This window comes from Pseudomonas sp. NBRC 111130 (genome assembly GCF_001320485.1).
Classification (GTDB): domain Bacteria; phylum Pseudomonadota; class Gammaproteobacteria; order Pseudomonadales; family Pseudomonadaceae; genus Aquipseudomonas; species Aquipseudomonas vlassakiae.
Genome location: NZ_BCBG01000012.1, coordinates 68,738 through 91,479, shown reverse-complemented (window position 1 = coordinate 91,479; position 22,742 = coordinate 68,738). Strand labels below are relative to the sequence as shown.

The window sequence follows — 22,742 nt, the reverse complement described above, 5'->3', positions numbered from 1 at the left end:
CGGAGCAAGCCTTCTGGGAGGTGGGGGTCAGGCTTGCTGGCGGTGCTGCTTTTCCAGTTTCTTCTTGATCCGGTCGCGCTTGAGCTGCGACAGGTAGTCGACGAACAGCTTGCCGTTGAGGTGGTCGAACTCGTGCTGCACGCACACCGCCAGCAGGCCTTCGCATTCCAGCTCGAATGGCTTGCCGTCGCGGTCCTGGGCTTTGACCCGCACGCGCAGGGGGCGGTCGACGTTTTCGTAGAAGCCAGGAACCGACAGGCAGCCTTCCTGGTACTGGCCCATGTCGTGGGTCAGTTCTTCGACAGTCGGGTTGATGAACACGCGCGGCTCGCTGCGGTCTTCGCTGAGGTCCATGACCACGACCTGCTGGTGCACGTTGACCTGGGTGGCGGCCAGGCCGATACCAGGGGCTTCGTACATGGTTTCAAACATGTCGTCGATCAGCTGACGCAGGGCGTCGTCGAACACCGTTACCGGTTTGGCAATGGTGCGCAGGCGCGGGTCCGGGAATTCGAGAATGTTCAAGATGGCCATAAGGTCAGGCAGTCACTGTGCGGTCGGTTGAAAACTGAGCACACATAATAAAGGGAAACGGGGATTTCAGCACCTGTGAAAGCTCGGCTAGGGTCTCTATAGGCCCGATAGCCGCCAAATCATGGACAGCTTTTCAAAGTGTTACTCACAAACTTATCCACAGGTTGTGCCACGTAGATGGCCCTGTTTCGATCAAGGATGATCTCCATGCTGAATGACCATTCGTCGCCTTGTTCACCTGCCGAACTGGAGGCCAGATTACGCCTGCATCGCCTGCCCGAGACCGGATTGCGACGTTTTCGCAGCCTGCTGGAGGCCTTTGGCAGTGCGTCTTCAGCGCTCAGCGCACCCGGCCCGGCCTGGCGCGCGCTGGGTATTCCACAAGCCACCATCGATGCGCGGCGCAGTGCCGAAGTACGCGACGGTGCACTGGCTGCAATGGCCTGGCTAGAGCGCCCGGGCCAGCATTTACTGATGTGGGACCGGCCTGATTACCCGGCATTGCTGAAGGAAATCGATGATGCCCCGCCGCTGCTTTTCGTTGCAGGCAATCCGGCATTGCTCGACCGACCTCAGTTGGCCATTGTGGGCAGCAGGCGTGCCACACCTCCGGCACTCGACACGGCCAGGGCATTTTCCCGCTGCCTGGCGCAGGCCGGTTTCACCATCACCAGCGGGCTGGCCCTGGGCATCGATGGCGCCGCTCATCGGGCGGCACTGGAGGTCGCAGGGGGCACCATTGGCGTGCTCGGCACAGGCTTGCAAAAACTTTATCCACAGCGCCACCGCGACCTTGCGCGGATGATGATCGACATGGGCGGTGCACTGGTGTCGGAGTATCCGCTCGATGCCGGGCCGTTGCCGGGCAACTTCCCGCGGCGCAATCGCATCATCAGCGGCCTGTCGCTCGGCGTGCTGGTGGTCGAGGCCAGCCTTGCCAGCGGCTCGCTGATCACCGCCCGCCTGGCGGCTGAGCAGGGTCGCGAGGTGTATGCGATTCCCGGATCGATCCACCACCCGGCAGCCAGGGGCTGCCACCAGCTGATCCGCGATGGCGCCCTGCTGGTGGAAAGCGTAGAGCAGATTCTGGAAAGCCTGCGCGGTTGGCAGAACCTGCCGCCAGCTGCTGTGGATAAACCGACGCATCCGTTGCTTGCCCTGCTGCATGCCGCGCCACAGACCAGCGAGAATCTGGCCCATTTCGGCGACCTGCCGCTGGCCGAAGTGCTGGCGCAACTGACGGAACTGGAGCTTGAAGGCCGTGTCAGCAATGTTGCCGGGCGTTGGTTTGCCCGCGCTGGCTGAGTAAACTGCGCGCAAGCTAAGGTTAATGGGCGGAGAGACGTAAATGGTGAGCAGTTTTCGTGTGCAACAAGCCGCACGTGAGATCCGGGCAGGCGCGGTGATCGCCTATCCGACGGAAGCGGTCTGGGGCCTGGGCTGCGACCCCTGGAACGAGGACGCGGTGTATCGCCTGCTGGCGCTGAAGTCGCGGCCTGTGGATAAAGGGCTGATCCTGATCGCCGACAACATCCGCCAGTTCGACTTCCTGTTCGAGGACTTCCCTGAGGACTGGATCGACCGTATGGGCAGCACCTGGCCGGGGCCGAACACCTGGCTGGTACCGCACCAGGACCTGTTGCCCGAGTGGGTGACCGGGCAGCACGACACCGTGGCGCTGCGGGTCAGTGATCACCCTGTGGTGCGCGAGCTGTGTGCCTTGGTCGGGCCGTTGATTTCCACCTCCTGCAATCCGGGCGGGCGCCCGGCGGCCAAGACCCGCTTGCGGGTGGAACAGTATTTTCATGGCCAGCTGGACCTGGTGCTCGGTGGGGCACTGGGCGGGCGGAAGAATCCGAGTGTGATTCGCAACCTCGCTACTGGCGAGGTCGTTCGGCCGGGCTGATACATAACCTCAGGACTGGCGCGGGACCCTGTGGGAGCGGGCGTGCCCGCGAACACCGGCGAAGCCGGTGCCATCCATGGCGTTGCCTGCTTCGCGGGCAAGCCCGCTCCCACAGAGTGCCCGTTCCCTCGCAGATTTTTCTGAATTTTTCTGGAATGGCTGTCCAGCTTGGGCTTCGGGAAATATCCTACGACCCGCGTCCCCTGCCATCACCTTCTCAGTGGGAATCTCTGCCTCTAGGCTTCATCCGTCGCCGAATAACTTGGCGATCGGGTGTGGTAACCCGGAGTACGAATTCTGAATGGCAGCCAATGGCGGCTGTGCGCGGGAGGCTTTCGAGCCTGCCGGGTTTGGGATTCGTCCGGTTTACCACCCTGCGTACAGCTGCCTCCCAAGTCGTGTGGTAACGAATTGAGGGCCAGCCTTTAACAGGCGAATCCCTATGATCAAGAAAATCGTCCCCGATCCACCCCTTCCCTGCACTTCCTGCCGATCCTTCGGCCGCTGTGACGCCGGGCACGAGGCATTATTTACCGTCAACCCGAACATTGCTGCTGAAGATGTCCCGGTTCACGTAGCGCTGTACCTGCGCTGCGCCTATGAGACCGGCTACAAAGCCTTGGACTACATGCGCGAAGAAGGCCGCGGCATGTTCTGGTCGAACCTGCATGCGATTGAAATGGCGGAAGGCGTTATCGAGGTGATTCTCGATGGCATCGAGACGACGCCTGTGAAGCAGAAGAAGGTGTGAGGGCTGACAGGTGCCTGCCTTTGGATTTTCAGCGCCTATGAGATCGAGCGCCGCCCGCGCGGCGCATCGCGGGCAAGCCCGCTCCCACATCTGTTTCGGGCCAATCACTCCTGTGCCGCCAACAGGGACCGCCTTGTTGGCATGGCGATGCATCTCGGTGGAAGCTGACAGAGTCTGGCGATCCATCTCGGTGGAAGCTGACAGAGTCTGGCGATCCATCTCGGAGGAAGCTGACAGGGTCTGGCGATCCATCTCGGTGGAAGCTGACAGAGTCTGGCGATCCATCTCGGTGGAAGCTGACAGGGCATGGCGATGCATCTCGGTGGAAGCTGACAGGGTCTGGCGATGCATCTCGGTGGGCGCTGATGCGACACAACCTGTCTCCAGTCATGCACCAAGGCGGTCCCTGTTGGCTTCACAGGAGTGACTGGCCCGAAACAGATGTGGGAGCGGGCTTGCCCGCGATGCGCCGCGCGGGCGGCGCTCGATCTCACAGGCGCTGCAAATCTCAAGGCAGGCACCTGTCCGCCATGACGCGATCTCCAGCCAGGCTCAAGGCAACAAAACCGTAGACCCCACCGTCCTGCGCGCCGACAACTCTTCTTGCGCCTTCGCCGCCTCACTCAACGGATACCGCTGCTGGATATCCACAACCAGCTTCCCACTGCCAATCATCGCAAACAGGTCATCCGCCATGGCCTGGGTGTTCTCGGCATTGTTGGCATAGGTCGCCAATGTCGGCCGGGTCACATACAGCGAGCCCTTCTGCGACAAAATCCCCAGGTTCACCCCGCTCACCGCCCCCGAGGCATTGCCGAAGCTCACCATCAACCCACGCGGCTGCAGGCAGTCCAGCGAGGTCAACCAGGTGTCGGCACCGACGCCGTCGTACACCACCGGGCACTTCTTGCCATCGGTCAGCTCCAGCACCCGCTTGGCCACGTCCTCGCGGCTGTAGTCGATGGTCGCCCACGCCCCCAGCGCCTTGGCCCGCTCGGCCTTCTCGGCGGAGCTGACGGTGCCGATCAGCTTGGCGCCCAGGGCCTTGGCCCACTGGCAAGCCAGCGAACCGACGCCACCCGCTGCGGCGTGGAACAGGATCACGTCGCCCGGTTTCACCTCATAGGTCTGCTTCAACAGGTACTGCACGGTCAGCCCCTTGAGCATCACCGCTGCCGCCTGCTCGAAGCTGATGTTGTCCGGCAGCTTGACCAGGTTGGCCTCCGGCAGTGTATGCACTTCGCTGTAGGCGCCCAGGGGTCCGCCGGCATGGGCCACGCGGTCACCGACCTTCAGCCGGGTCACGCCCTCGCCCACCGCCTCGACCACGCCCGCCGCCTCGGTACCCAGGCCAGAGGGCAAGGACGGCGGTGCATACAGCCCGCTGCGGAAGTACGTGTCGATGAAGTTCAGGCCGATCGCATGGTTGCGCACGCGCACCTGCTGCGGCCCCGGTGGGGCAGGGTCGAATTCCACAAGCTGCAGCACTTCCGGGCCGCCATGCTGGCTGAACTGGATACGCTTGGCCATCTCGCACTCCTGTTGTCGGGATCGGGAAAAGGCCTTCTATCGGACGCCTTTGCTTGATCGCCGTCAACTGCGGCGCGCGCGCCGGCGGTGGTATGCTACGCGGCGAATTCTTCCCTGCCCGTTCCTGGTGACCCGATGACTAGCCGCACCGAGGCCGTGAAAGCCTACCTGCTCGACCTGCAAGACCGCATCTGCTCTGCCCTCGAAGCCGAAGATGGCGGTGCCCGCTTCGTCGAGGACGCCTGGGTGCGCGAAGCCGGTGGCGGGGGCCGCACGCGGGTGATCGGGGATGGCAAGCTGATCGAGAAAGGCGGGGTCAACTTCTCCCACGTGTTCGGCGCCGGCCTGCCGCCATCGGCCAGCGCCCACCGCCCCGAACTGGCAGGCCGCGGTTTCGAGGCCCTGGGCGTGTCGCTGGTGATCCACCCGCACAACCCGCATGTGCCGACGTCCCATGCCAACGTGCGTTTCTTCATCGCCGAAAAGGAAGGTGAAGAGGCAGTCTGGTGGTTCGGCGGTGGCTTCGACCTGACCCCCTATTACGGCAACGAAGAAGATTGCATCCATTGGCACCGCGTGGCCGAGCAGGCCTGCGCGCCGTTCGGCGCTGATGTGTACCCGCGCTACAAGGCCTGGTGCGACCGCTACTTCCACATCAAACACCGCGGCGAGCCGCGTGGCATTGGCGGGCTGTTCTTCGACGACCTGAACGAGTGGGACTTCGACACCTGCTTTGCCTTCCTGCGTGCCATTGGCGATGCCTACGTCGAGGCCTACTTGCCGATCGTCCAGCGCCGCAAGCACACCCCTTTCACCTCGCAGCAGCGCGAATTCCAGGAATACCGCCGCGGCCGCTACGTGGAGTTCAACCTGGTCTATGACCGTGGCACCCTGTTCGGCCTGCAGTCCGGTGGCCGCACCGAGTCGATCCTCATGTCGCTGCCGCCACAAGTGCGCTGGGGCTACGACTGGAAGGCCGCGCCCGGCAGCGAGGAAGCTCGCCTGACCGAATACTTCCTGCAGGACCGCGACTGGCTCGGCCAGTAAGCCTGTGGATAAACAAGGAATCGCCATGGACCAGTACGTTGTTTTCGGTAACCCCATCGGCCACAGCAAATCGCCGCTGATCCACCGCCTGTTCGCCGAGCAGACCGGCCAGGACCTGGAATATGCCACTTTGCTGGCGCCGCTGGACGAGTTCAGCGATTGCGCACGCGGCTTCTTCAAGCAAGGCAGCGGCGGCAACGTCACCGTGCCGTTCAAGGAAGAGGCCTACCGCCTGTGCGACAGCCTGACTCCGCGGGCCCAACGTGCAGGTGCGGTGAATACGCTGAGCAAGCTGGCCGACGGCACGCTGCTGGGCGACAACACCGACGGCGCTGGCCTGGTGCGCGACCTGACGGTGAACGCCGGGGTCGAACTGGGCGGCAAGCGCATTCTCATCCTTGGGGCGGGCGGTGCCGTGCGCGGGGTGCTCGAGCCGATCCTGGCGCATCAGCCGCAGTCGCTGGTGATTGCCAACCGTACCGTGGAGAAGGCCGAGCAGCTGGCGCGGGAGTTCGATGAACTGGGGCCGGTGGTGGCCAGTGGGTTTGCCTGGTTGCAGGAGCCGGTAGATGTGATCATCAACGCCACCTCGGCAAGCCTGGCCGGTGAGCTGCCACCGATTGCCGACAGCCTGGTCGAGGCGGGGCGCACGGTGTGCTACGACATGATGTATGGCAAGGAGCCGACACCGTTCTGTCAGTGGGCTGCCAAGCTGGGGGCGGCCAAGGTGCTGGATGGGCTGGGGATGCTGGCTGAGCAGGCAGCCGAAGCCTTCTTTATCTGGCGTGGGGTACGGCCTGATACGGCGCCGGTTTTGGCTGAATTGCGCCGGCAACTCGCTCGGGGCTGATCCTTCAGGATTACCCATCTCCCTTGTGGGAGCGGGCTTGCCCGCGAAGAATTCACCGCGGTGCCTGGCACCGGCTTTGCCGGTGTTCGCGGGCAAGCCCACAGAGTACTCGGACAAGCCGGGAATCAGAGCTTGGCTTTGACGGCCTCCAGGGCATTGCCATCAGCCTTGGTGGTCACCCCCGCCAACCACCCTTCCAGCCGCTCTGGATGTTGCTTCACCCACGCCTTGGCTGCCTCATCGAAGCTGATCTTCTTATCCACAACCTGCGCCATGATCGAGTTTTCCATGTCCAGGGTGAAACTCAGGTTGCTCAGCAGCTTCGCCGCATTCGGGCAGGCTTGTGGATAACCCTTGCGGGTCAATGTGAACACCTCGCCTTGGCTGCCGAACCACTTTTCCCCGCCCGTCAGGTAATGCATCTTCAGCTTCACGTTCATCGGGTGCGGCGTCCAGCCGAGGAAGGTGATGAACTGCTGCTTCTTCACCGCCCTGTCCACTTGCGCCAGCATCGCCTGCTCGCTGGACTCCACCAGCTTCCACTGGCCGAGGTTGAATTCGTTCTTGTCGATGATCTCTTTCAGCGACAGGTTCGCTGGCGCACCGGAGCCGATGCCATACAGCTTCTTGTCGAACTGGTCAGCGTGTTTCTGCAGGTCGGCAAAATCCTTCACCCCGGCATTCCATACGTAATCCGGCACCGCCAGGGTGAATTCGGTGCCTTCCAGGTTGCGCGACAGCTGCTGCACATCGCCATTGGCGATGAACTTGTCATGGAAGCCCTGCTGCGCCGGCATCCAGTTGCCGAGGAACGCATCGACCCGGCCCTCCTTGAGGCCGCCGTAGATGATCGGTACCGCCAGGCTGTCGATCTTCACCTGGTAGCCCAGGCTTTCCAGCAGCAGCCGGGCGACGGCATTGGTCGAGGCGATGTCGCTCCAGCCGGGGTCGGCCATCTTCACGGTGCTGCATTGTGCGTCGCTGTCGGCGGCGTGGGCCATGGCGGGGGCCAGGCCCAGCGGCAGAGCCAGGGCGAATACGACGGTGGAGAACTTGTGCATGTCGGACTCTCTTCTCAATCCAGGGGTGCGGGCTGTGGATAACGTGCCTTGCGCTCGAGGTCGTCGAGATCGATATGGTTGCGCATGTACTGTTGGCTGGCGTCCACCCAAGGTTGGTGGTCCCAGCTGTTCAGCTTGCCGATGGCCAGCGCCTCGGCCACCAGGCGACGGCGGCGTTGGCTGGCCAGCACTTGCTGGCGTAGGCCGGGGATATCCCAGCGCTGGCGTGCTTCATCGACAAATGCCTGCAGCAGCGCCTGGTGGTCCGGGCTGCCGGTGAGGTTCTCCCGCTCGTGCGGGTCGCGGCTCAGGTCATAGAGTAGGCAGGGGTCATCTTCGCTGTACACGAATTTGTGCGGCCCACGGCGGATCATCATCAGTGGGCCGACGGTGCCTTCGGCCATGTACTCGCCGATCACCTCGTCTTGGCCGCCCTGCCCTTGCAGGTGACCAAGCAACGAACGGCCATCCAGCTCAAGACGGTTATCCACAGCGCCACCGGCCAGTTCCACCAGGGTTGGCAGCAGGTCGCAGGTCGATACCGAGGCAGCGACCCGGTGCGGTGCAAAGCATTTGGGGGCGTGAACCAGTAGCGGGACACGCGCCGACATCTCGAACCAGTGCATCTTGTACCAGAGCCCGCGCTCGCCGAGCATGTCACCATGGTCGCCGGAGAACACGATCAGGGTGTTGTCGCTCAGGTTGCACTCCTCCAAGGTCTGCAACAGCTGGCCGATGTTGTCATCGATGTAGCTGCAGGCGCCGAAATAGGCGCGGCGGGCGTCGCGGATCTTGTCCACAGGCAACGGCTTGTTCCACAGGTCATAGACCTTGAGCAGGCGTTGTGAGTGCGGGTCAAGTTCGGCCTGACTGAATTCAGCGTGGGGCATGGGGATATCCACAGCCTCGTAGCGATCCCAGTAGCGTTTGGGGATGCTGTACGGGTCGTGCGGGTGGGTCATGGACACGGTCAGGCAGAACGGCCGGCCATCGTTCTCGCGCACATGGTCGTAGAGGTACTGGCGCGCCTTGAACAGCACTTCTTCGTCGAAATCCAGCTGATTGGTCCGCACGCACGGCCCCGCCTGCAGCACCGAGGACATGTTGTGGTACCAGCTCGGGCGCACGTCGGGTTCATCCCAGTTCACCGCCCAGCCGTAGTCGGCCGGGTAGATGTCACTGGTCAGGCGCTCCTCGTAGCCGTGCAGCTGGTCCGGGCCGCAGAAGTGCATCTTGCCCGACAGCGCGGTGCGGTAGCCCAGGCGGCGCAGGTAATGTGCATAAGTCGGCACGTCGGCGGGGAAATCGGCTGCGTTGTCGTAGGCGCCGATGCGACTCGGCAATTGGCCGCTGACCAGGGTGAAGCGCGACGGTGCGCACAGCGGGCTGTTGCAGTAGGCCGAGTCGAACACGACTGCCTGCTCGGCAAGGCGGCTGAGGTGCGGCATCTTGATCGGCGAAGGGCCATAGATCGGCAGCAGGGGCGCGGCCATCTGGTCGGCCATGATGAACAGGATATTCGGGCGCGTCATGGTGGCTTCCATCGTTTGGGGTTATGCGGACCGCTTGCCTACCAAGATGCGACTGTGGATAACATGGGTAAAGCCCATGCGGGGCAATGTCTGGGATTAGCCGAGCTTATGTTTGAGCACCTTGCCGAGTTGTCGCTGGATGCCCTGCGCGTTTTCGAGGCCGCGGCGCGCTTGCGTGGCTTTACCGCAGCGGCGCTGGAACTGGGCACTACGCAACCTGCGGTGAGCCAGCAGGTAAAGCGCCTGGAAGCGCGGCTGGGCACACGCCTGTTCGATCGGATCTACCGTGGCATCGAGCTGACCGAGGCGGGCCAGCTGCTTTTCGAGCAGGTGCATCAAGGTTTGCAGGCGATGGATGACGGCATTGCCCTGGCCAGTGGGCGCGGCCAGCGGGAAGTGCTGCAAGTCGCCACCGACTTCGCCTTTGCTGCATTTTGGCTCATGCCACGGCTGCAGCGGTTTCACGAAGCGTATCCACAGGTCGACGTGAGCCTGGTGACCGGTGAGCGCAGCCAGGGGATGCTGCGCCCGGATATCGATGTAGCGGTGCTGTTTGGTGATGGGCGCTTCCATCAGGGCGAGAGCCGCTGGTTGTTCGATGAAGAGGTTTTTCCGGTCTGCAGCCCGCGGCTGATTCATGGTAAACCCTTGTCAGCCGTGGCTTTGCAACGATTGCCGTTGCTCCATTTGCGGGGTGAGCAGGCCAGCCGCTGGTTTGACTGGGCAGGGGTGTTTCGCGGCTTTGGCGTGGCCAGCCCGCCGCCGCCTGGGCAGTTGCGGTTTGATAACTACACCTTGCTGATCCAGGCGGCGATAGCTGGGCAAGGGGTAGCAATTGGCTGGAGGCACCTGGTGGACGGGCTGGTAGAGCAAGGGTTGCTGTGCCAGCCGTTGCAAGGGAGCTTGCGGTCTTCGCGGGGCTATTATGCCGTGCTGCCACCCCGTAAACGGCGGGGTGCATTGATCGAGCGGTTTGTGGATTGGCTGGAGCACGAGCGCAGCCTGTGACATCCTCGGGGCGCCCAGCACAGCGAATCGCCCACCCGCAACCCGATCACCAGGGCGTTGCCCAGGCTACTTTCAGCCCGAACAGCAGGAGTCATCGTGCAGAGGATCAAGGGTTACCACGCCCATGTTTACTACGACGCATCCACCCTCGAGCAGGCCCGTGAGCTGTGCGAAGAGGCGGCGCGGCTGTTTCCCGTGACCGTGGGGCGCATGCACCAGAAACCGGTTGGCCCGCACCCTGACTGGAGCTGCCAGCTGGCTTTCGAGCCGGAGTTCGTGGGGGTGGTGTTGCCGTGGTTGGCGCTGTATCGGAAGGGCCTGGTGGTGTTTCTGCATCCGCTGACGGGGGATGAGTTGGCGGATCACCGGGATCATGCGATCTGGATGGGGGCCGTGCGGCCGCTGGATCTGTCGATTTTTGGTGGCTAGGACTCTATCGCCTGTAAGGGCCTCTTCGCGGGCACGCCCGCTGCCACAAGGACGGCGTAGCCCTGGAGAGCGGCGCTGTACCTGTGGGAGCGGGCGTGCCCGCGAAGAGGGCGACGCGGTTTAGCGACGGGCGCCGCGCACGCCTTCAGCCAGTGCCGAGCAAAGGCTCAATACATCGTCAACTGCCTGAGCGGGCTCCTTGGCCTGGGCAATCTTGTCGACCAATGCCGAACCCACCACCACACCATCGGCCAGGCGTGCGATCGCAGCGGCCTGTTCCGGTGTACGAATACCGAAACCAACGCTGATCGGCAGGTCGGTATGCCGACGCAGGCGGGCAATCGCCTCGGTCACGTGTTCGGTAGTCGCCGAGCCTGCACCGGTCACACCTGCCACCGACACGTAATAGACGAACCCAGAGCTGCGCTCCAGCACACGCGGCAGGCGTGCATCGTCAGTGGTCGGGGTGGTCAGGCGGATGAAGTCGATACCTGCGGCTTGGGCCGGGGTGGCCAGTTCGGCGTCGTGCTCAGGTGGCAGGTCGACGATGATCAGGCCATCTACCCCGGCTTCCTTGGCTTCGGCGACGAACTTGTCCACACCGAAGCGGTGGATCGGGTTGTAGTAACCCATCAGCACGATCGGCGTGGTGTGGTTATCCACACGGAATTCGCGAACCATCTGCAGGGTCTTGGCCAGGGTCTGGCCGGCTTCCAGGGCCCGCAGGGTAGCAAGCTGGATCGCCACGCCGTCGGCCATCGGGTCGGTGAACGGCATGCCCAGTTCGATCACATCGGCACCCGCTGCCGGCAGGCCCTTGAGGATCTGCAGCGAAGCCTCATAGCCGGGGTCGCCAGCCGTGACGAAGGTGACCAGCGCGGAGCGGCCTTCGGCCTTCAGTTCGGCGAAGCGTTGTTCAAGACGGCTCATGCCTGTTTCTCCTGGGCTGCCATGTGGTTCATCACGGTTTGCATGTCTTTGTCGCCGCGGCCGGACAGGCAGATCACCATCAGGTGATCCTTGGGCAGTTTCGGTGCGCGCTTGATCGCTTCGGCCAAGGCATGGGAGCTTTCCAGAGCCGGAATGATGCCTTCCAGGCGGCAGGTGGCATGGAACGCATCCAGTGCTTCGTCGTCGGTGATGCTGACGTACTCGACGCGCTTCACTTCGTGCAGGTAGGCGTGCTCAGGGCCGATGCCCGGGTAGTCGAGGCCAGCGGAAATCGAGTGGGCGTCGGTGATCTGGCCGTCCTCGTCCTGCAGCAGGTAGGTGCGGTTGCCGTGCAGCACACCCGGTACGCCGCCGTTCAGGCTGGCAGCGTGCTTGTCGGTGTGCACGCCGTGGCCGCCGGCTTCGACGCCAATTATCTGCACGCTCGGTTCTTCAAGGAATTCATGGAACAGGCCCATGGCGTTGGAGCCACCGCCGACGCAGGCGATCAGGCTGTCTGGCAGGCGGCCTTCCTTCTCTTGCAGCTGGGCGCGGGTTTCCTTGCCGATGATCGATTGGAAGTCGCGGACCATCGCCGGGTACGGATGCGGGCCGGCCACGGTGCCGATCAGGTAGAAGGTGTCTTCGACGTTGGTGACCCAGTCGCGCAGGGCTTCGTTCATGGCGTCTTTCAGGGTGCCGGTGCCAGCGGTGACCGGGACGATCTCGGCGCCCAGCAGCTTCATGCGGAACACGTTGGCCTGCTGGCGCTCGATGTCGGTGGCGCCCATGTAGATCACGCAAGGCAGGCCGAAGCGCGCCGCTACGGTGGCGGTGGCCACGCCGTGCATGCCAGCGCCGGTTTCGGCGATCAGGCGCTTCTTGCCCATGCGCTTGGCCAGCAACACTTGGCCAATGCAGTTGTTCACCTTGTGCGCGCCGGTGTGGTTGAGTTCTTCACGCTTGAAGAAGATCTTCGCGCCACCACAGTGCTCGGTCAGGCGTTCGGCGAAATACAGCGGGTTCGGTCGGCCGATGTAGTCGCGTTGGAAGTAGGCCAGTTCCTCGAGGAACTTCGGGTCGGCCTTGGCTGCTTCGTATTCACGGGCCAGGTCGAGCACCAGCGGCATCAACGTTTCAGCCACATAGCGGCCACCGAACGAGCCGAACAGGCCGTTGGCATCCGGGCCGGGGCGGTATTGGGACTGGGTCATGGGTCGCTCCAGGGCGTGATCAATGAGTGATGGGCTTTACTGTAACCACGGCAAGCCCGGCTGAAAACCGATAAGATTGCGCAAACTTGTCAGAAAAACTCACAGGTAAAATGGCCCACGACCTCCCTCCCCTCAACGCCCTGCGCGCCTTTGAGGCCACTGCCAGGCTCAACAGCGTCAGCCAGGCGGCCGAAGCGCTGCACGTTACCCATGGCGCTGTCAGCCGGCAGATCAAGGTGCTTGAAGGACACCTGGGCGTGGCCCTGTTCGTCAAGGACGGGCGTGGCATCAAACTCACAGATGCCGGCATGCGCCTGCGCGACGCCAGCGGCGAGGCATTCGACCGCTTGCGCAGCGTATGCGCCGAGGTGAGCCGGGATGTCAGCGAGGCACCGTTCGTGCTGGGCTGCTCCGGTAGCCTGCTGGCGCGCTGGTTCATCCCCCGCCTGGGGCGGTTGAAGGCTGACCTGCCGGAGCTGCGCCTGCATCTGTCAGCGGGTGAAGGTGACCTCGATCCACGCCGCCCCGGGCTGGATGCGTTGCTGGTATATGCCGAACCGCCTTGGCCAGCGGATATGCAGGTCCACGTGCTGGCACAGGAGCGTATCGGCCCGGTGCTGAGCCCGCACTTCGCCGGCTTCGACCGCTTGCAAGCGGCACCTGCCAGAGCCTTGCTGGACGAAGCCCTGCTGCATACCACCTCGCGCCCCCAGGCCTGGCCCACCTGGGCTTCTGAGCAGGGCATCGAGGCTGGCGCTTTGAAGTATGGTCAGGCGTTCGAACACCTGTATTACTTGCTGGAGGCGGCTGTCGCCGGCTTGGGGGTGGCGATCGCCCCACAACCCTTGGTTGCCGACGATCTGCGAGCCGGGCGTTTGAGTGCACCCTGGGGCTTTTCGCCGACGCCGGCCGCGTTGGCGTTGTGGGTGCCTCGGCGCGCCGCGGATGGGCGCGCCGAGCAACTGGCGCAGTGGCTACGTGCCGAGCTGGCCAGGCAGAGCGCTTAGTTGCGCTTGCACAGCAGGTACGCTGCCAACAGGCCAAGTGCACCGATGGCAACGCCTGCAGTGGTGTACGGGTGCTCCTGGGCGTAGTCGCGGGTGGCGATTCCGGTCTGGCGGGTGCGCTCCTTCACTTCCTCATAGGCATCGCTGATCAGGCTGCGCGAATGGCGCAGCGCGCTTTCGGCATTGCTGCGCATCGCCTTCACTGACTTCTGGGTTTCCTCGGACGCATCGTGCTTCAGGTTCTCCAGGCTTTTCAGCAGGCTTTCAATCTCCGCTTCCATGCTCTCCAGGGACGTTTTACGCAGCGAGTTGCGGGGCATGTTGACTCTCCTTTGCAGTATGGACTGTAAGGTTTGCGACTCCTGAGCGGCTGGAAAGTGCGATCGAACTTTACCGAACGGCAGCAGCTCGCAGGTAAACCGGGCTTGCACTGCTAGGCTCATTATCACTGTCACCAAGGAGAGCGTTCATGACCGATCATCACACTTACAAGAAGATCGAGCTGGTGGGTTCGTCGCCCACCAGCATCGAAGAAGCGATCAACAATGCATTGGCCGAAGCCGGCAAGAGCATCAAGCATCTGGAATGGTTCGAAGTGGTCGATACCCGTGGCCACATCCGCGACAACAAGGCGGCGCACTTCCAGGTCACGCTGAAGGTTGGCTTCCGCATCGCCAACAGCTGAAACATTACTGGGCTGGAATAGCCCGGCGTGGTGGCGTTATAACACCGAAGGGCGCCTTGGCGGCGCCCTTCTGGTCTTTCTCATCTGTACAAGGAACGCGATCGATGAAGAAACTGATGCTGGCGGTGGGTTTGATGGTACTGGCCGGTGGGGCAATGGCCGCTGGCAAACCCTGTGAGGAGCTCAAGGCCGAGATCGCCTCGAAGCTCGATGCCAAGGGTGTAAAGAATTACGAGCTGGAAATTGTCGACAAGGAAAAGGTGGCAGGGAAAGACGTTGGCACTTGCGAGGCGGGCAAGAAGAAAATTGTCTACAACCGCAAGTAAGGTGTTGGCTTCTTCGCGGCTAAAGCCGCTCCCACAGGTACTGCGCAGACCTTGAAGGCAATGCTGCCCTGCAGGAGCGGCTTTAGCCGCGAAGAAGTTCACTCGCCCTTGAGGGCCTGCGCCAGGAGCTCATAGGACCGAATCCGGTCGGCATGCTCGTACAAATCACAGGTAAAGATCAGCTCATCCGCCCCGGTCTGCTCCAGCAGCACTTCCACCTTGGCCCGCACCTTCTGCGGGCTGCCGATCATCGCCAGGCCGAGGAAACTTGCCACGGCATCGCGCTCATGGGGGAGCCATAGCCCGTCCATGCTCGGTACAGGCGGTTTCTGCATCAGGCTCTGGCCACGGATCAGCGCCAGGATGCGCTGATACACCGAGGTAGCCAGGTATTCGGCCTTTTCGTCGGTTTCCGCCACCACCATCGGAATCCCCAGCATCACATAGGGCTTGTCCAGCGTGGTCGACGGCTTGAAGTGGTCGCGATAGATGCGGATCGCCTCGTGCATGTAGCGCGGCGCGAAATGCGAGGCAAAGGCGTACGGCATGCCGCGCATGCCGGCCAGTTGGGCGCTGAACAGGCTCGAACCGAGCAACCACAGTGGCACGTCGGTGTCATGGCCGGGCACAGCGATCACTTTTTGATCATCGGTGCGCGGGCCAAGGTAGCGCGAAAGTTCCTCGACATCATCCGGGAAGTCATCGGCGCTGCCGGCGCGGTCACGGCGCAGGGCGTAGGCGGTCATCTGGTCGGAACCTGGCGCCCGGCCCAGGCCCAGGTCAATTCGCCCCGGATACAGGCTGGCCAAAGTGCCGAACTGCTCGGCGATCACCAGCGGCGCATGGTTGGGCAGCATGATGCCGCCGGAGCCGACGCGAATGGTCGACGTGCCGCCGGCAAGGTAGCCGATCAGCACCGAGGTGGCCGAGCTGGCGATGCCGTCCATGTTGTGGTGTTCGGCCACCCAGAAGCGGTTGTAGCCGAACCGCTCGACATGCCGGGCCAGGTCCAGCGAGTTGTGCAACGATTGCGCCGGGCCTTGGTCGGCGCGCACCGGCACCAGGTCGAGGGTGGATATCTTCAGGTCACGCAGTTGCGTCATTGGAGCCTCCGCAAGAGTGGTTGGCCCGGAGGCCTTTCAGACTCTGTATGGGCACATTCCCCGGATTCAATGCTCACGGTGCGATTGCACTGAACTTGGTGTAGGACGCTGGCCTCGAAAACCTAGGTAAATCACCCTAGACCCGGAGGCATCATGAAAAAGACAGCATCGGCGATCTGGCAAGGCGGCCTGAAGGATGGCAAAGGCCTGCTTTCCACCGAAAGCGGCGCCCTCAAGCAGAACCCTTATGGTTTCAACACCCGTTTCGAGGGGGCGCCGGGGACCAATCCGGAAGAGCTGATCGGCGCAGCCCATGCCGGTTGCTTCTCGATGGCGCTGTCGATGATGCTCGGCGAGGCAGGGTTCACCGCCGAACGCATCGACACCACCGCCGAAGTCACGCTGGACAAACAACCCGACGGCTTTGCCATCACCGCCGTGCACCTGATCCTCAAAGCCAAGGTGCCCGGTGCCGATGAGGCGCAGTTCCTCGAAATCGCCAACAAGGCCAAGGCGGGTTGCCCGGTGTCGAAGGTGCTAAACGCGAAGATCAGCCTGGACGCTGCATTGGTGGGCTAGGCGGCGCAACGGTGGCGGTTTGCTGTAGTCTAAACAGCGTCGGCAGCGCTGCTGCCATACCAGGAGCCGTTCCATGATCCGCGTAGCAATCGCCATGCTGGCTTCGCTTGTGGCCACTTCTGCATTGGCGGCGGTAAAACCGTGCGAAGAACTCAAGGCGGAGATCGAAGCCAAGATCCAGGCCCAGGGTGTGACGTCCTACACGCTGGAAATCGTGCCCAACAGTGAGGTCAAGGATCAGAACATGATCGTCGGCACCTGTGATGGCGGGACGAAGAAGATCATTTACCAGAAGAATGATCGATAAATGATTGGGGCCGCGATGCGGCCCCAATGCTTACGGGATGCAGAACACGTCGCTCGGCTCGTTCACCACCACCTTGCGGCTGGCGTCGTAGAGCAGCACCTGTGGGTCCATCACCGGAGCCCGCGCCTCCAGGCGATAACGCTCACCGGCCTTGAAGTCGTCGAAGCGCACCGTCAGGTAGCAGGTCCGTTCCTTGGGGCTGGTCAGCATGCCGCCGGCATAGATTTCATAGTCGAACCGCACCACCAGTTCATGCTTGCCTGGGGTCAGCTGGAAGTAGCGGCCGTCGTCCAGGCGCTGGCCGTCAAGGCGGTCGGCCATGAGTATGCGGCCAGGGGTCACGGTGTAGAGGTCGACCCAGGCCTTGGCGGGGTCGACGGGCGGCAAGGGGCTGGCGCAGGCCCCCAGGGCACTGAGAGCGATCAGCATCATGGGCTGGCGCATGGCAAAACTCCCACTCGCGATACACGAGTTACAAGCATAGCGCCGTTTGTGCGTTTCAGGTGCGTTGGCAACCCGCTGGCAGGCCCTGCCCGAGCAGTTTCTGCTGGTGGTCGTACAGCTTGATCCAGGGGCGGAAGCCAATGCTGCCGGCTTGCAGCTGGTAGCGCTGCCCGGCGCTGAAGTCCTTGAAGGTCAGCTTGACCTGGCAATCACGCCACAATGGCGCGTCGACCGGGCCGATATTGCTCGGCGCGACCGGGAACTGATAGCGCACGGTCAGCTCATGGCTGCCGGGCGGCACCTCGAAATAGCGAGTGTCAGCCCAGTCGCGCTCGTCCACCTGCTTGGCGTCCAGCGAGGCTTCGCCATAGGGGGTCAGGTCGACCCAGGCCAGATTCGGGTCTGGTTCCGGCAGGGTTGAACAGGCAGTAAGCAGCAGTAGTGAGCCGGTGACGAACAGTGCACGCATGGCGAAACTCCCCCTCGGCGAGATAGTCTTGGAGCGCATTGGCCATGAGCAGGTTGGATAGCCCCGGATGGATCTCTTTGTTCTTCTCAAGCGCTCAGGCCCTGGGCCACTCGACTGTGTTTTCAGGCGTTTGGTTCCCCTGCTGTGTGCCTTTCTGCTGAACGGTTGCAGCACCGTGGGCTATTACGGCCAACTGGCCGAAGGCCAATTGCAGCTGCTGCGGGCGCGCCAGCCTGTGGACCAAGTGATCGCCGACCCGGCCAGCAGCCCGCAATTGCGGGCTCGCCTCGCCCATGCCGAGGCAGCGCGGGTTTTTGCCAGCGATCAGCTGAAACTGCCTGATAACCGAAGCTATCGGCTCTACGCTGATCTGCACCGCCCCTACGTAGTGTGGAATGTGTTCGCCACACCTGAGCTGTCGCTGCAGCCAGTGACGCACTGTTTCCCCATTGCCGGCTGCGTCGCTTACCGCGGCTACTACCGCCAGGGTGCGGCCCGTGGTGCGGCGGCGTTGATGCGCCAGCAAGGCCTGGACGTCTACGTGAGCGGTGTCGAAGCCTATTCGACGCTGGGCTGGTTCGATGACCCGATTCTGTCTTCGATGGTCGGCTGGGGGGATGAGCGGCTGGCCACGCTGATTTTCCATGAGTTGGCTCATCAGCAGTTTTACGTGCAGGACGACACCGAATTCAACGAGTCGTTTGCCACCTTCGTCGAACAGGAGGGCACGCGGCAATGGCGCGCAGCCCGTGGGCTTGCGCTGGTCGGCGAGTATCAGTCGCAGCAGAGCGAACAGTTCACCCGGTTGGTGCTGGCCAGCCGCGAGCGGTTGCAGGCGATTTATGCAGGGCCCTTGGACGATGCGCACAAACGGGCGGCCAAGCAGGCTGAATTCGAGCGCTTGCGCAGTGAGTACAAGCAGCTGAGGGACAGCCAGTGGAACGGAGACAAGCGCTATGACGCCTGGATCTATGCGCCCTTGAGCAATGCCAAGCTGCTGCCGTTCGGGCTTTATGACCAGTGGGTGCCGGCGTTTGCGGCCCTGTTCCGGGAGGTGGGTGGGGATTGGGCGCGATTTTATGAGCGGGTCGAGCAGCTTGGGCGGTTGCAGGTTGCGCAGAGGAAGGCGCAGCTGCAGCGGTTGATGTGAGCCTGTGAGATTTTGGAGCCGCTTTGCGGCCCTTTCGCGACACAAGGCCGCTGCTACAGGAAGCATGCGATCCCTTGTGGGAGCGGCCTTGTGTCGCGAAAGGGCTGCGCAGCAGCCCCCATGGCCCTCAAACCTTGCAGAAGGCTTGATGCAACTCGGCCACCGTAGCGAAATGGAAGGCCGGCGCCTCGGCCACCAGCTCTTCCTGGCTACCAAACCCATACCCCACCGCCACCGCCTGCAAGCCATTGCTGCGCGCACCGATCAGGTCATGTTTACGGTCGCCGATCATCAGCGTCTGTGCCGGATCCAGCCCTTCCTCATCCAGCAGGTGGCGGATCAGCTCGACCTTGTTGGTCCGCGTGCCATCCAGTTCGCTGCCATAGATCACCTTGAAATGGTGATCGAACGCGAAATGCCGGGCAATTTCCCGTGCGAATTCCCAGGGTTTGGAAGTGGCGATATACAGCGTCCGGCCTTGGCCATTCAGGGCTTCGAGCAGCTCAGGCACGCCTTCGAACACCAGGTTCTCGTACAAGCCAGTGACGCGGAAACGCTCCCGGTAGAAGTTCACCGCTTCCCACGCCTTGGCTTCATCGAAGCTGTAGAACTGCATGAAGGCCTGTAGCAGTGGCGGGCCGATGAAGTGTTCCAGGCGGGTCAGGTCAGGCTCGTCGATGCCCAGCTTGGCCAAGGCGTACTGGATCGAGCGGGTGATGCCCAGGCGCGGGTCGGTCAAGGTGCCGTCGAGGTCGAAGAGGATATTCTGCTGGTGCATGTAATGGGTTCCACTTGAAATCGTGCGTGGCCGTGTTCGCGGGTCTACCGCGAAGACGGTCATTCAGGTTGGTCGTAGCCTTCGGCCAGGTGCTGGTCCTTGAGCTTGACGTAGTTGCCGGCACTGTAGGGGAAGAAGGCATGCTCCTGATCGTTCAACGGGCGCACCTGCTTCACCGGGCTGCCCATGTACAGGTAGCCGCTGACCAGGCGCTTGCCTGGCGGCACCAGGCTGCCGGCACCGATGATCACTTCGTCTTCGACGATGGCGCCATCCATGATCGTGCTGCCCATGCCGACCAGGATGCGGTTGCCCAGGGTGCAGCCATGCAGCATGACCTTGTGACCAATGGTCACCTCGTCGCCGATGATCAGCGGGAAGCCGTCGGGGTTGAACGGGCCTGCGTGGGTGATGTGCAGCACGCTGCCGTCCTGCACGCTGGTGCGCGCGCCGATGCGGATGCGGTGCATGTCGCCGCGGATCACCGTCAGCGGCCAGACAGAGCTGTCCTCGCCGATCTCGACGTCGCCGAGGACCACCGCCGAACGGTCGACAAACGCCCTGGGTCCCACTTTCGGAGTGTGTTGCTGGAAGCTGCGGATGGCCATGATAGCGTCTCTCATCTGTACCGATAGGCAGGCTGCCTGCTGCGGTCGGCGTCGATTGTAATTAAGATGGGGCAGTGTTTCTTCTGCCAAGGTATCCAAACCGTGAGTGCGAACAACCCACTTCTGCAGTCCTACGATCTGCCGCCCTTCTCGCAAATCCGTGCCGAACACGTGTTGCCGGCGATCGAAGCGATCCTGGCCGACAACCGTAAAGCCATTGCCGAGATCCTCGAACAGCAGGGCGACAAACCGACCTGGGCCGGCCTGGTGCTGGCCATGGACGAACTGAACGACCGTCTGGCTGCCGCCTGGAGCCCGGTCAGTCACCTCAATGCGGTGTGCAACAGCCAGGAGCTGCGCGAGGCCTATGAGGCCTGCCTGCCAGCGCTGAGCGCCTACTCTACCGAACTGGGCCAGAACCGTGCGTTGTTCGAAGCCTATCAGGCACTGGCCAACAGCCCGGAGGCCGCTGGCTTCGACGTGGCGCAGAAGACTATCCTCGACCACGCTCTGCGTGACTTCCGCCTGTCGGGTATCGATCTGCCGGCTGACCAGCAACAGCGTTATGCCGAGGTGCAGAGCAAGTTGAGCGAGCTGGGCAGTCGCTTCTCCAACCAGCTGCTTGACGCCACCCAGGCCTGGACCAAGCACGTCACCGATGAAGCCGCACTGGCCGGTCTGACTGACTCTGCCAAGGCGCAGATGGCCGCTGCCGCCCAGGCCAAGGGCCTCGACGGCTGGCTGATCACCCTGGAGTTCCCCAGCTACTACGCGGTGATGACCTACGCCAGCGACCGCGCCCTGCGTGAAGAACTGTACGCGGCCTACTGCACCCGTGCCTCCGACCAAGGCCCGAACGCCGGCCAGTTCGACAACGGCCCGGTGATGCAGCAGATCCTCGACCTGCGCCAGGAACTGGCTGGGCTGCTGGGCTACAAGAATTACGCCGAGCTGAGCCTGGCGACCAAGATGGCCGAGTCCAGCGACCAGGTGCTGAGTTTCCTGCGCGACCTGGCCAGGCGTTCCAAGCCGTTTGCCGCCCAGGACCTGGAGCAGCTCAAGGCCTACGCCGCCGAGCAGGGCTGCCCTGAACTGGCCAGCTGGGACGCCGGTTATTTCGGCGAGAAGCTGCGCGAGCAGCGTTACAGCGTGTCGCAGGAGACCCTGCGTGCCTACTTCCCGATCGACAAGGTGCTCAGCGGCCTCTTCAGCATCGTCCAGCGCCTGTACGGCATTGAAATCGCCGAACTCAAAGGCTTCGACAGCTGGCACCCGGACGTGCGCCTGTTCGAGATCAAGGAAAACGGCCAGCACGTCGGCCGCTTCTTCTTCGACCTCTATGCCCGCGCCAACAAGCGTGGCGGTGCCTGGATGGACGGCGCCCGTGACCGTCGCCGTACAGCAGGCGGCGAGCTGCAGAGCCCGGTAGCCAACCTGGTGTGCAACTTCACCCCGGCCGCGCCTGGCAAGCCTGCGCTGCTGACCCATGATGAGGTCACCACGCTGTTCCACGAGTTCGGTCACGGCCTGCACCATATGCTGACCCGCATCGAGCATGCCGGTGTGTCCGGCATCAATGGCGTGGCCTGGGACGCGGTCGAGCTACCGAGCCAGTTCATGGAGAACTGGTGCTGGGAGCCTGAAGGCCTGGCGTTGATCTCCAGCCACTACGAAACCGGCGCGGCCCTGCCTCAGGACCTGCTGGACAAGATGCTCGCCGCGAAAAACTTCCAATCGGGCATGATGATGGTGCGCCAGCTGGAGTTCTCGCTGTTCGATTTCGAGCTGCACGCCAGCCACGGTGACGGGCGCAGCGTGCTGCAGGTACTTGAAGGCGTACGCGACGAGGTTTCGGTGATGCGCCCACCGGCCTACAACCGTTTCCCCAATAGCTTCGCGCACATCTTCGCTGGCGGTTATGCGGCGGGCTACTACAGCTACAAGTGGGCTGAAGTGCTGTCGGCCGATGCCTTCTCGCGCTTCGAGGAAGAAGGCGTGCTGAATGCCGAGACCGGCCGGGCGTTCCGTGAAGCGATCCTGGCCCGCGGCGGTTCGCGCGAACCCATGGAGCTGTTCGTGGACTTCCGTGGGCGTGAACCTTCCATCGATGCATTGCTGCGCCACAGCGGCCTTACCGAGGCTGCGGCGGCATGAGCGAGGTAGCTGTGAACAAGACCAAGAAGCGCTTCATCGCCGGGGCGGTATGCCCGGCTTGCAGTGAGCCCGACAAGCTGATGATGTGGAGCGAAGACGACGTGCCGCATCGCGAGTGCGTGGCCTGTGGCTTCACCGACACCCTCAACGAGCAGGGCCTGTCGGTGCCCAAGGAACTCGGTACGCGGGTCAACCAGCTGGCGCCCAAGGCGGCGCCAGCCAAGGTTCAGACCGTGCAGTTCTTTCCTAACCCGAAGCTGAAGAAACCTGCTGAGTGAAGCCGCCGTGCTGCCCGGGCCTTTGTGGCTCGGGCAGATGCTTGGGTGGTGGATAGTCAGGC

27 protein-coding genes are annotated in these 22,742 nt (G+C 62.9%); 15 read left to right on the top strand and 12 right to left on the bottom strand.

What is annotated here, in order from left to right; translation table 11 throughout:
* Window positions 1-27 precede the first annotated feature (27 nt).
* Window positions 28-534 (bottom strand): peptide deformylase, encoded by a 507-nt coding sequence (gene def / locus APH33_RS06740; RefSeq protein ID WP_054884415.1) that lies wholly within the window; start codon window positions 532-534, stop codon window positions 28-30.
* Window positions 535-741: 207 nt separating this feature from the next.
* Here def and dprA point away from each other — a divergent pair, with 207 nt between their 5' ends.
* From dprA to APH33_RS06725, 3 genes are all read left to right on the top strand, one after another.
* Entirely contained in the window at window positions 742-1,839 is a 1,098-nt protein-coding gene (gene dprA, locus APH33_RS06735; RefSeq protein WP_054884414.1) for a DNA-processing protein DprA, read from the top strand.
* Between the two features lie 43 nt (window positions 1,840-1,882).
* Window positions 1,883-2,440 carry an L-threonylcarbamoyladenylate synthase gene (locus APH33_RS06730; protein ID WP_011953122.1) on the top strand — a complete coding sequence of 186 codons (558 nt, stop codon included), beginning with the start codon at window positions 1,883-1,885 and terminating at the stop codon, window positions 2,438-2,440.
* A gap of 442 nt (window positions 2,441-2,882) precedes the next feature.
* A complete protein-coding gene (locus APH33_RS06725) occupies window positions 2,883-3,191 on the top strand; it encodes a hypothetical protein (protein ID WP_054884413.1) in 309 nt (102 codons plus the stop codon).
* Window positions 3,192-3,743: 552 nt separating this feature from the next.
* On the opposite strand, the gene APH33_RS06720 is transcribed toward APH33_RS06725, so the two are convergent.
* Complete coding sequence (locus APH33_RS06720; protein WP_054884412.1) at window positions 3,744-4,721, bottom strand: NADPH:quinone reductase; 978 nt, start codon at window positions 4,719-4,721, stop codon at window positions 3,744-3,746.
* Between the two features lie 135 nt (window positions 4,722-4,856).
* On the opposite strand from APH33_RS06720, the gene hemF reads away from it, so the two are divergent.
* Together hemF and aroE are read left to right on the top strand one after the other, a co-directional pair.
* Entirely contained in the window at window positions 4,857-5,768 is a 912-nt protein-coding gene (gene hemF / locus APH33_RS06715) for an oxygen-dependent coproporphyrinogen oxidase (RefSeq protein WP_054884411.1), read from the top strand.
* Window positions 5,769-5,793: 25 nt separating this feature from the next.
* A complete protein-coding gene (gene aroE, locus APH33_RS06710) occupies window positions 5,794-6,618 on the top strand; it encodes a shikimate dehydrogenase (RefSeq protein ID WP_054884410.1) in 825 nt (274 codons plus the stop codon).
* 125 nt (window positions 6,619-6,743) lie between these two features.
* Here the strand turns inward: aroE and choX are convergent, their stop codons facing one another.
* Both choX and betC read right to left on the bottom strand, forming a co-directional pair.
* Window positions 6,744-7,679, bottom strand: a complete 936-nt coding sequence (gene choX / locus APH33_RS06705) for a choline ABC transporter substrate-binding protein (protein ID WP_054884409.1) — start codon at window positions 7,677-7,679, stop codon at window positions 6,744-6,746.
* 14 nt (window positions 7,680-7,693) lie between these two features.
* Window positions 7,694-9,211 (bottom strand): choline-sulfatase, encoded by a 1,518-nt coding sequence (gene betC / locus APH33_RS06700; protein WP_054884408.1) that lies wholly within the window; start codon window positions 9,209-9,211, stop codon window positions 7,694-7,696.
* 108 nt (window positions 9,212-9,319) lie between these two features.
* Between betC and APH33_RS06695 the strand changes: the two genes are divergently transcribed.
* Together APH33_RS06695 and APH33_RS06690 are read left to right on the top strand one after the other, a co-directional pair.
* The gene (locus APH33_RS06695) at window positions 9,320-10,219 is read left to right on the top strand and encodes a LysR family transcriptional regulator (RefSeq protein WP_054884407.1); all 900 of its coding nucleotides are present in this window, start codon (window positions 9,320-9,322) and stop codon (window positions 10,217-10,219) included.
* A 96-nt stretch (window positions 10,220-10,315) separates the two neighbouring features.
* Window positions 10,316-10,648: a DOPA 4,5-dioxygenase family protein gene (locus tag APH33_RS06690; protein WP_054884406.1), complete on the top strand. Its 333-nt coding sequence runs from the start codon at window positions 10,316-10,318 to the stop codon at window positions 10,646-10,648.
* A 120-nt stretch (window positions 10,649-10,768) separates the two neighbouring features.
* Here APH33_RS06690 and trpA read toward each other — a convergent pair whose 3' ends face one another.
* Both trpA and trpB read right to left on the bottom strand, forming a co-directional pair.
* Window positions 10,769-11,578, bottom strand: a complete 810-nt coding sequence (trpA, locus tag APH33_RS06685) for a tryptophan synthase subunit alpha (RefSeq protein WP_054884405.1) — start codon at window positions 11,576-11,578, stop codon at window positions 10,769-10,771.
* Complete coding sequence (gene trpB, locus APH33_RS06680; protein ID WP_054884404.1) at window positions 11,575-12,792, bottom strand: tryptophan synthase subunit beta; 1,218 nt, start codon at window positions 12,790-12,792, stop codon at window positions 11,575-11,577. The genes trpA and trpB overlap by 4 nt, the downstream gene beginning before the upstream one ends.
* A 110-nt stretch (window positions 12,793-12,902) precedes the next feature.
* Here trpB and APH33_RS06675 point away from each other — a divergent pair, with 110 nt between their 5' ends.
* Window positions 12,903-13,799: a LysR family transcriptional regulator gene (locus APH33_RS06675; RefSeq protein ID WP_054884403.1), complete on the top strand. Its 897-nt coding sequence runs from the start codon at window positions 12,903-12,905 to the stop codon at window positions 13,797-13,799.
* Here the strand turns inward: APH33_RS06675 and APH33_RS06670 are convergent.
* Window positions 13,796-14,119 (bottom strand): YqjD family protein, encoded by a 324-nt coding sequence (locus APH33_RS06670; RefSeq protein ID WP_054884402.1) that lies wholly within the window; start codon window positions 14,117-14,119, stop codon window positions 13,796-13,798. The genes APH33_RS06675 and APH33_RS06670 overlap by 4 nt on opposite strands.
* Window positions 14,120-14,268: 149 nt before the next feature.
* Between APH33_RS06670 and APH33_RS06665 the strand changes: the two genes are divergently transcribed.
* Both APH33_RS06665 and APH33_RS06660 read left to right on the top strand, forming a co-directional pair.
* Complete coding sequence (locus tag APH33_RS06665) at window positions 14,269-14,484, top strand: dodecin (protein ID WP_003253076.1); 216 nt, start codon at window positions 14,269-14,271, stop codon at window positions 14,482-14,484.
* Between the two features lie 104 nt (window positions 14,485-14,588).
* Window positions 14,589-14,810 (top strand): DUF1161 domain-containing protein, encoded by a 222-nt coding sequence (locus APH33_RS06660; RefSeq protein WP_054884401.1) that lies wholly within the window; start codon window positions 14,589-14,591, stop codon window positions 14,808-14,810.
* A 98-nt stretch (window positions 14,811-14,908) separates the two neighbouring features.
* Here APH33_RS06660 and APH33_RS06655 read toward each other — a convergent pair whose 3' ends face one another.
* The gene (locus APH33_RS06655) at window positions 14,909-15,913 is read right to left on the bottom strand and encodes an LLM class flavin-dependent oxidoreductase (RefSeq protein ID WP_054884400.1); all 1,005 of its coding nucleotides are present in this window, start codon (window positions 15,911-15,913) and stop codon (window positions 14,909-14,911) included.
* A 153-nt stretch (window positions 15,914-16,066) separates the two neighbouring features.
* On the opposite strand from APH33_RS06655, the gene APH33_RS06650 reads away from it, so the two are divergent.
* Window positions 16,067-16,492: an OsmC family protein gene (locus APH33_RS06650; protein WP_054884399.1), complete on the top strand. Its 426-nt coding sequence runs from the start codon at window positions 16,067-16,069 to the stop codon at window positions 16,490-16,492.
* Between the two features lie 73 nt (window positions 16,493-16,565).
* Entirely contained in the window at window positions 16,566-16,799 is a 234-nt protein-coding gene (locus APH33_RS06645) for a DUF1161 domain-containing protein (protein ID WP_054884398.1), read from the top strand.
* Window positions 16,800-16,829: 30 nt separating this feature from the next.
* Here APH33_RS06645 and APH33_RS06640 read toward each other — a convergent pair whose 3' ends face one another.
* Together APH33_RS06640 and APH33_RS06635 are read right to left on the bottom strand one after the other, a co-directional pair.
* Window positions 16,830-17,243: a hypothetical protein gene (locus APH33_RS06640; protein ID WP_054884397.1), complete on the bottom strand. Its 414-nt coding sequence runs from the start codon at window positions 17,241-17,243 to the stop codon at window positions 16,830-16,832.
* A gap of 55 nt (window positions 17,244-17,298) precedes the next feature.
* The gene (locus tag APH33_RS06635; protein ID WP_054884396.1) at window positions 17,299-17,712 is read right to left on the bottom strand and encodes a hypothetical protein; all 414 of its coding nucleotides are present in this window, start codon (window positions 17,710-17,712) and stop codon (window positions 17,299-17,301) included.
* A 67-nt stretch (window positions 17,713-17,779) separates the two neighbouring features.
* Between APH33_RS06635 and APH33_RS06630 the strand changes: the two genes are divergently transcribed.
* Window positions 17,780-18,862, top strand: coding sequence for an aminopeptidase (locus APH33_RS06630; RefSeq protein ID WP_054884395.1), 1,083 nt, complete (start codon window positions 17,780-17,782; stop codon window positions 18,860-18,862).
* Between the two features lie 127 nt (window positions 18,863-18,989).
* On the opposite strand, the gene APH33_RS06625 is transcribed toward APH33_RS06630, so the two are convergent.
* Together APH33_RS06625 and APH33_RS06620 are read right to left on the bottom strand one after the other, a co-directional pair.
* Window positions 18,990-19,640, bottom strand: a complete 651-nt coding sequence (locus APH33_RS06625) for an HAD family hydrolase (protein ID WP_054884394.1) — start codon at window positions 19,638-19,640, stop codon at window positions 18,990-18,992.
* 59 nt (window positions 19,641-19,699) lie between these two features.
* On the bottom strand, window positions 19,700-20,248 hold the full coding sequence (locus APH33_RS06620; RefSeq protein WP_054884393.1) for a gamma carbonic anhydrase family protein: 549 nt from the start codon (window positions 20,246-20,248) through the stop codon (window positions 19,700-19,702).
* 102 nt (window positions 20,249-20,350) lie between these two features.
* Between APH33_RS06620 and prlC the strand changes: the two genes are divergently transcribed.
* Together prlC and APH33_RS06610 are read left to right on the top strand one after the other, a co-directional pair.
* Window positions 20,351-22,402, top strand: a complete 2,052-nt coding sequence (prlC, locus tag APH33_RS06615; protein ID WP_256218597.1) for an oligopeptidase A — start codon at window positions 20,351-20,353, stop codon at window positions 22,400-22,402.
* Window positions 22,399-22,680, top strand: coding sequence for a YheV family putative zinc ribbon protein (locus APH33_RS06610; protein ID WP_054884391.1), 282 nt, complete (start codon window positions 22,399-22,401; stop codon window positions 22,678-22,680). Before prlC ends, APH33_RS06610 begins: the two co-directional genes overlap by 4 nt.
* The last annotated feature ends 62 nt before the right edge of the window (window positions 22,681-22,742 follow it).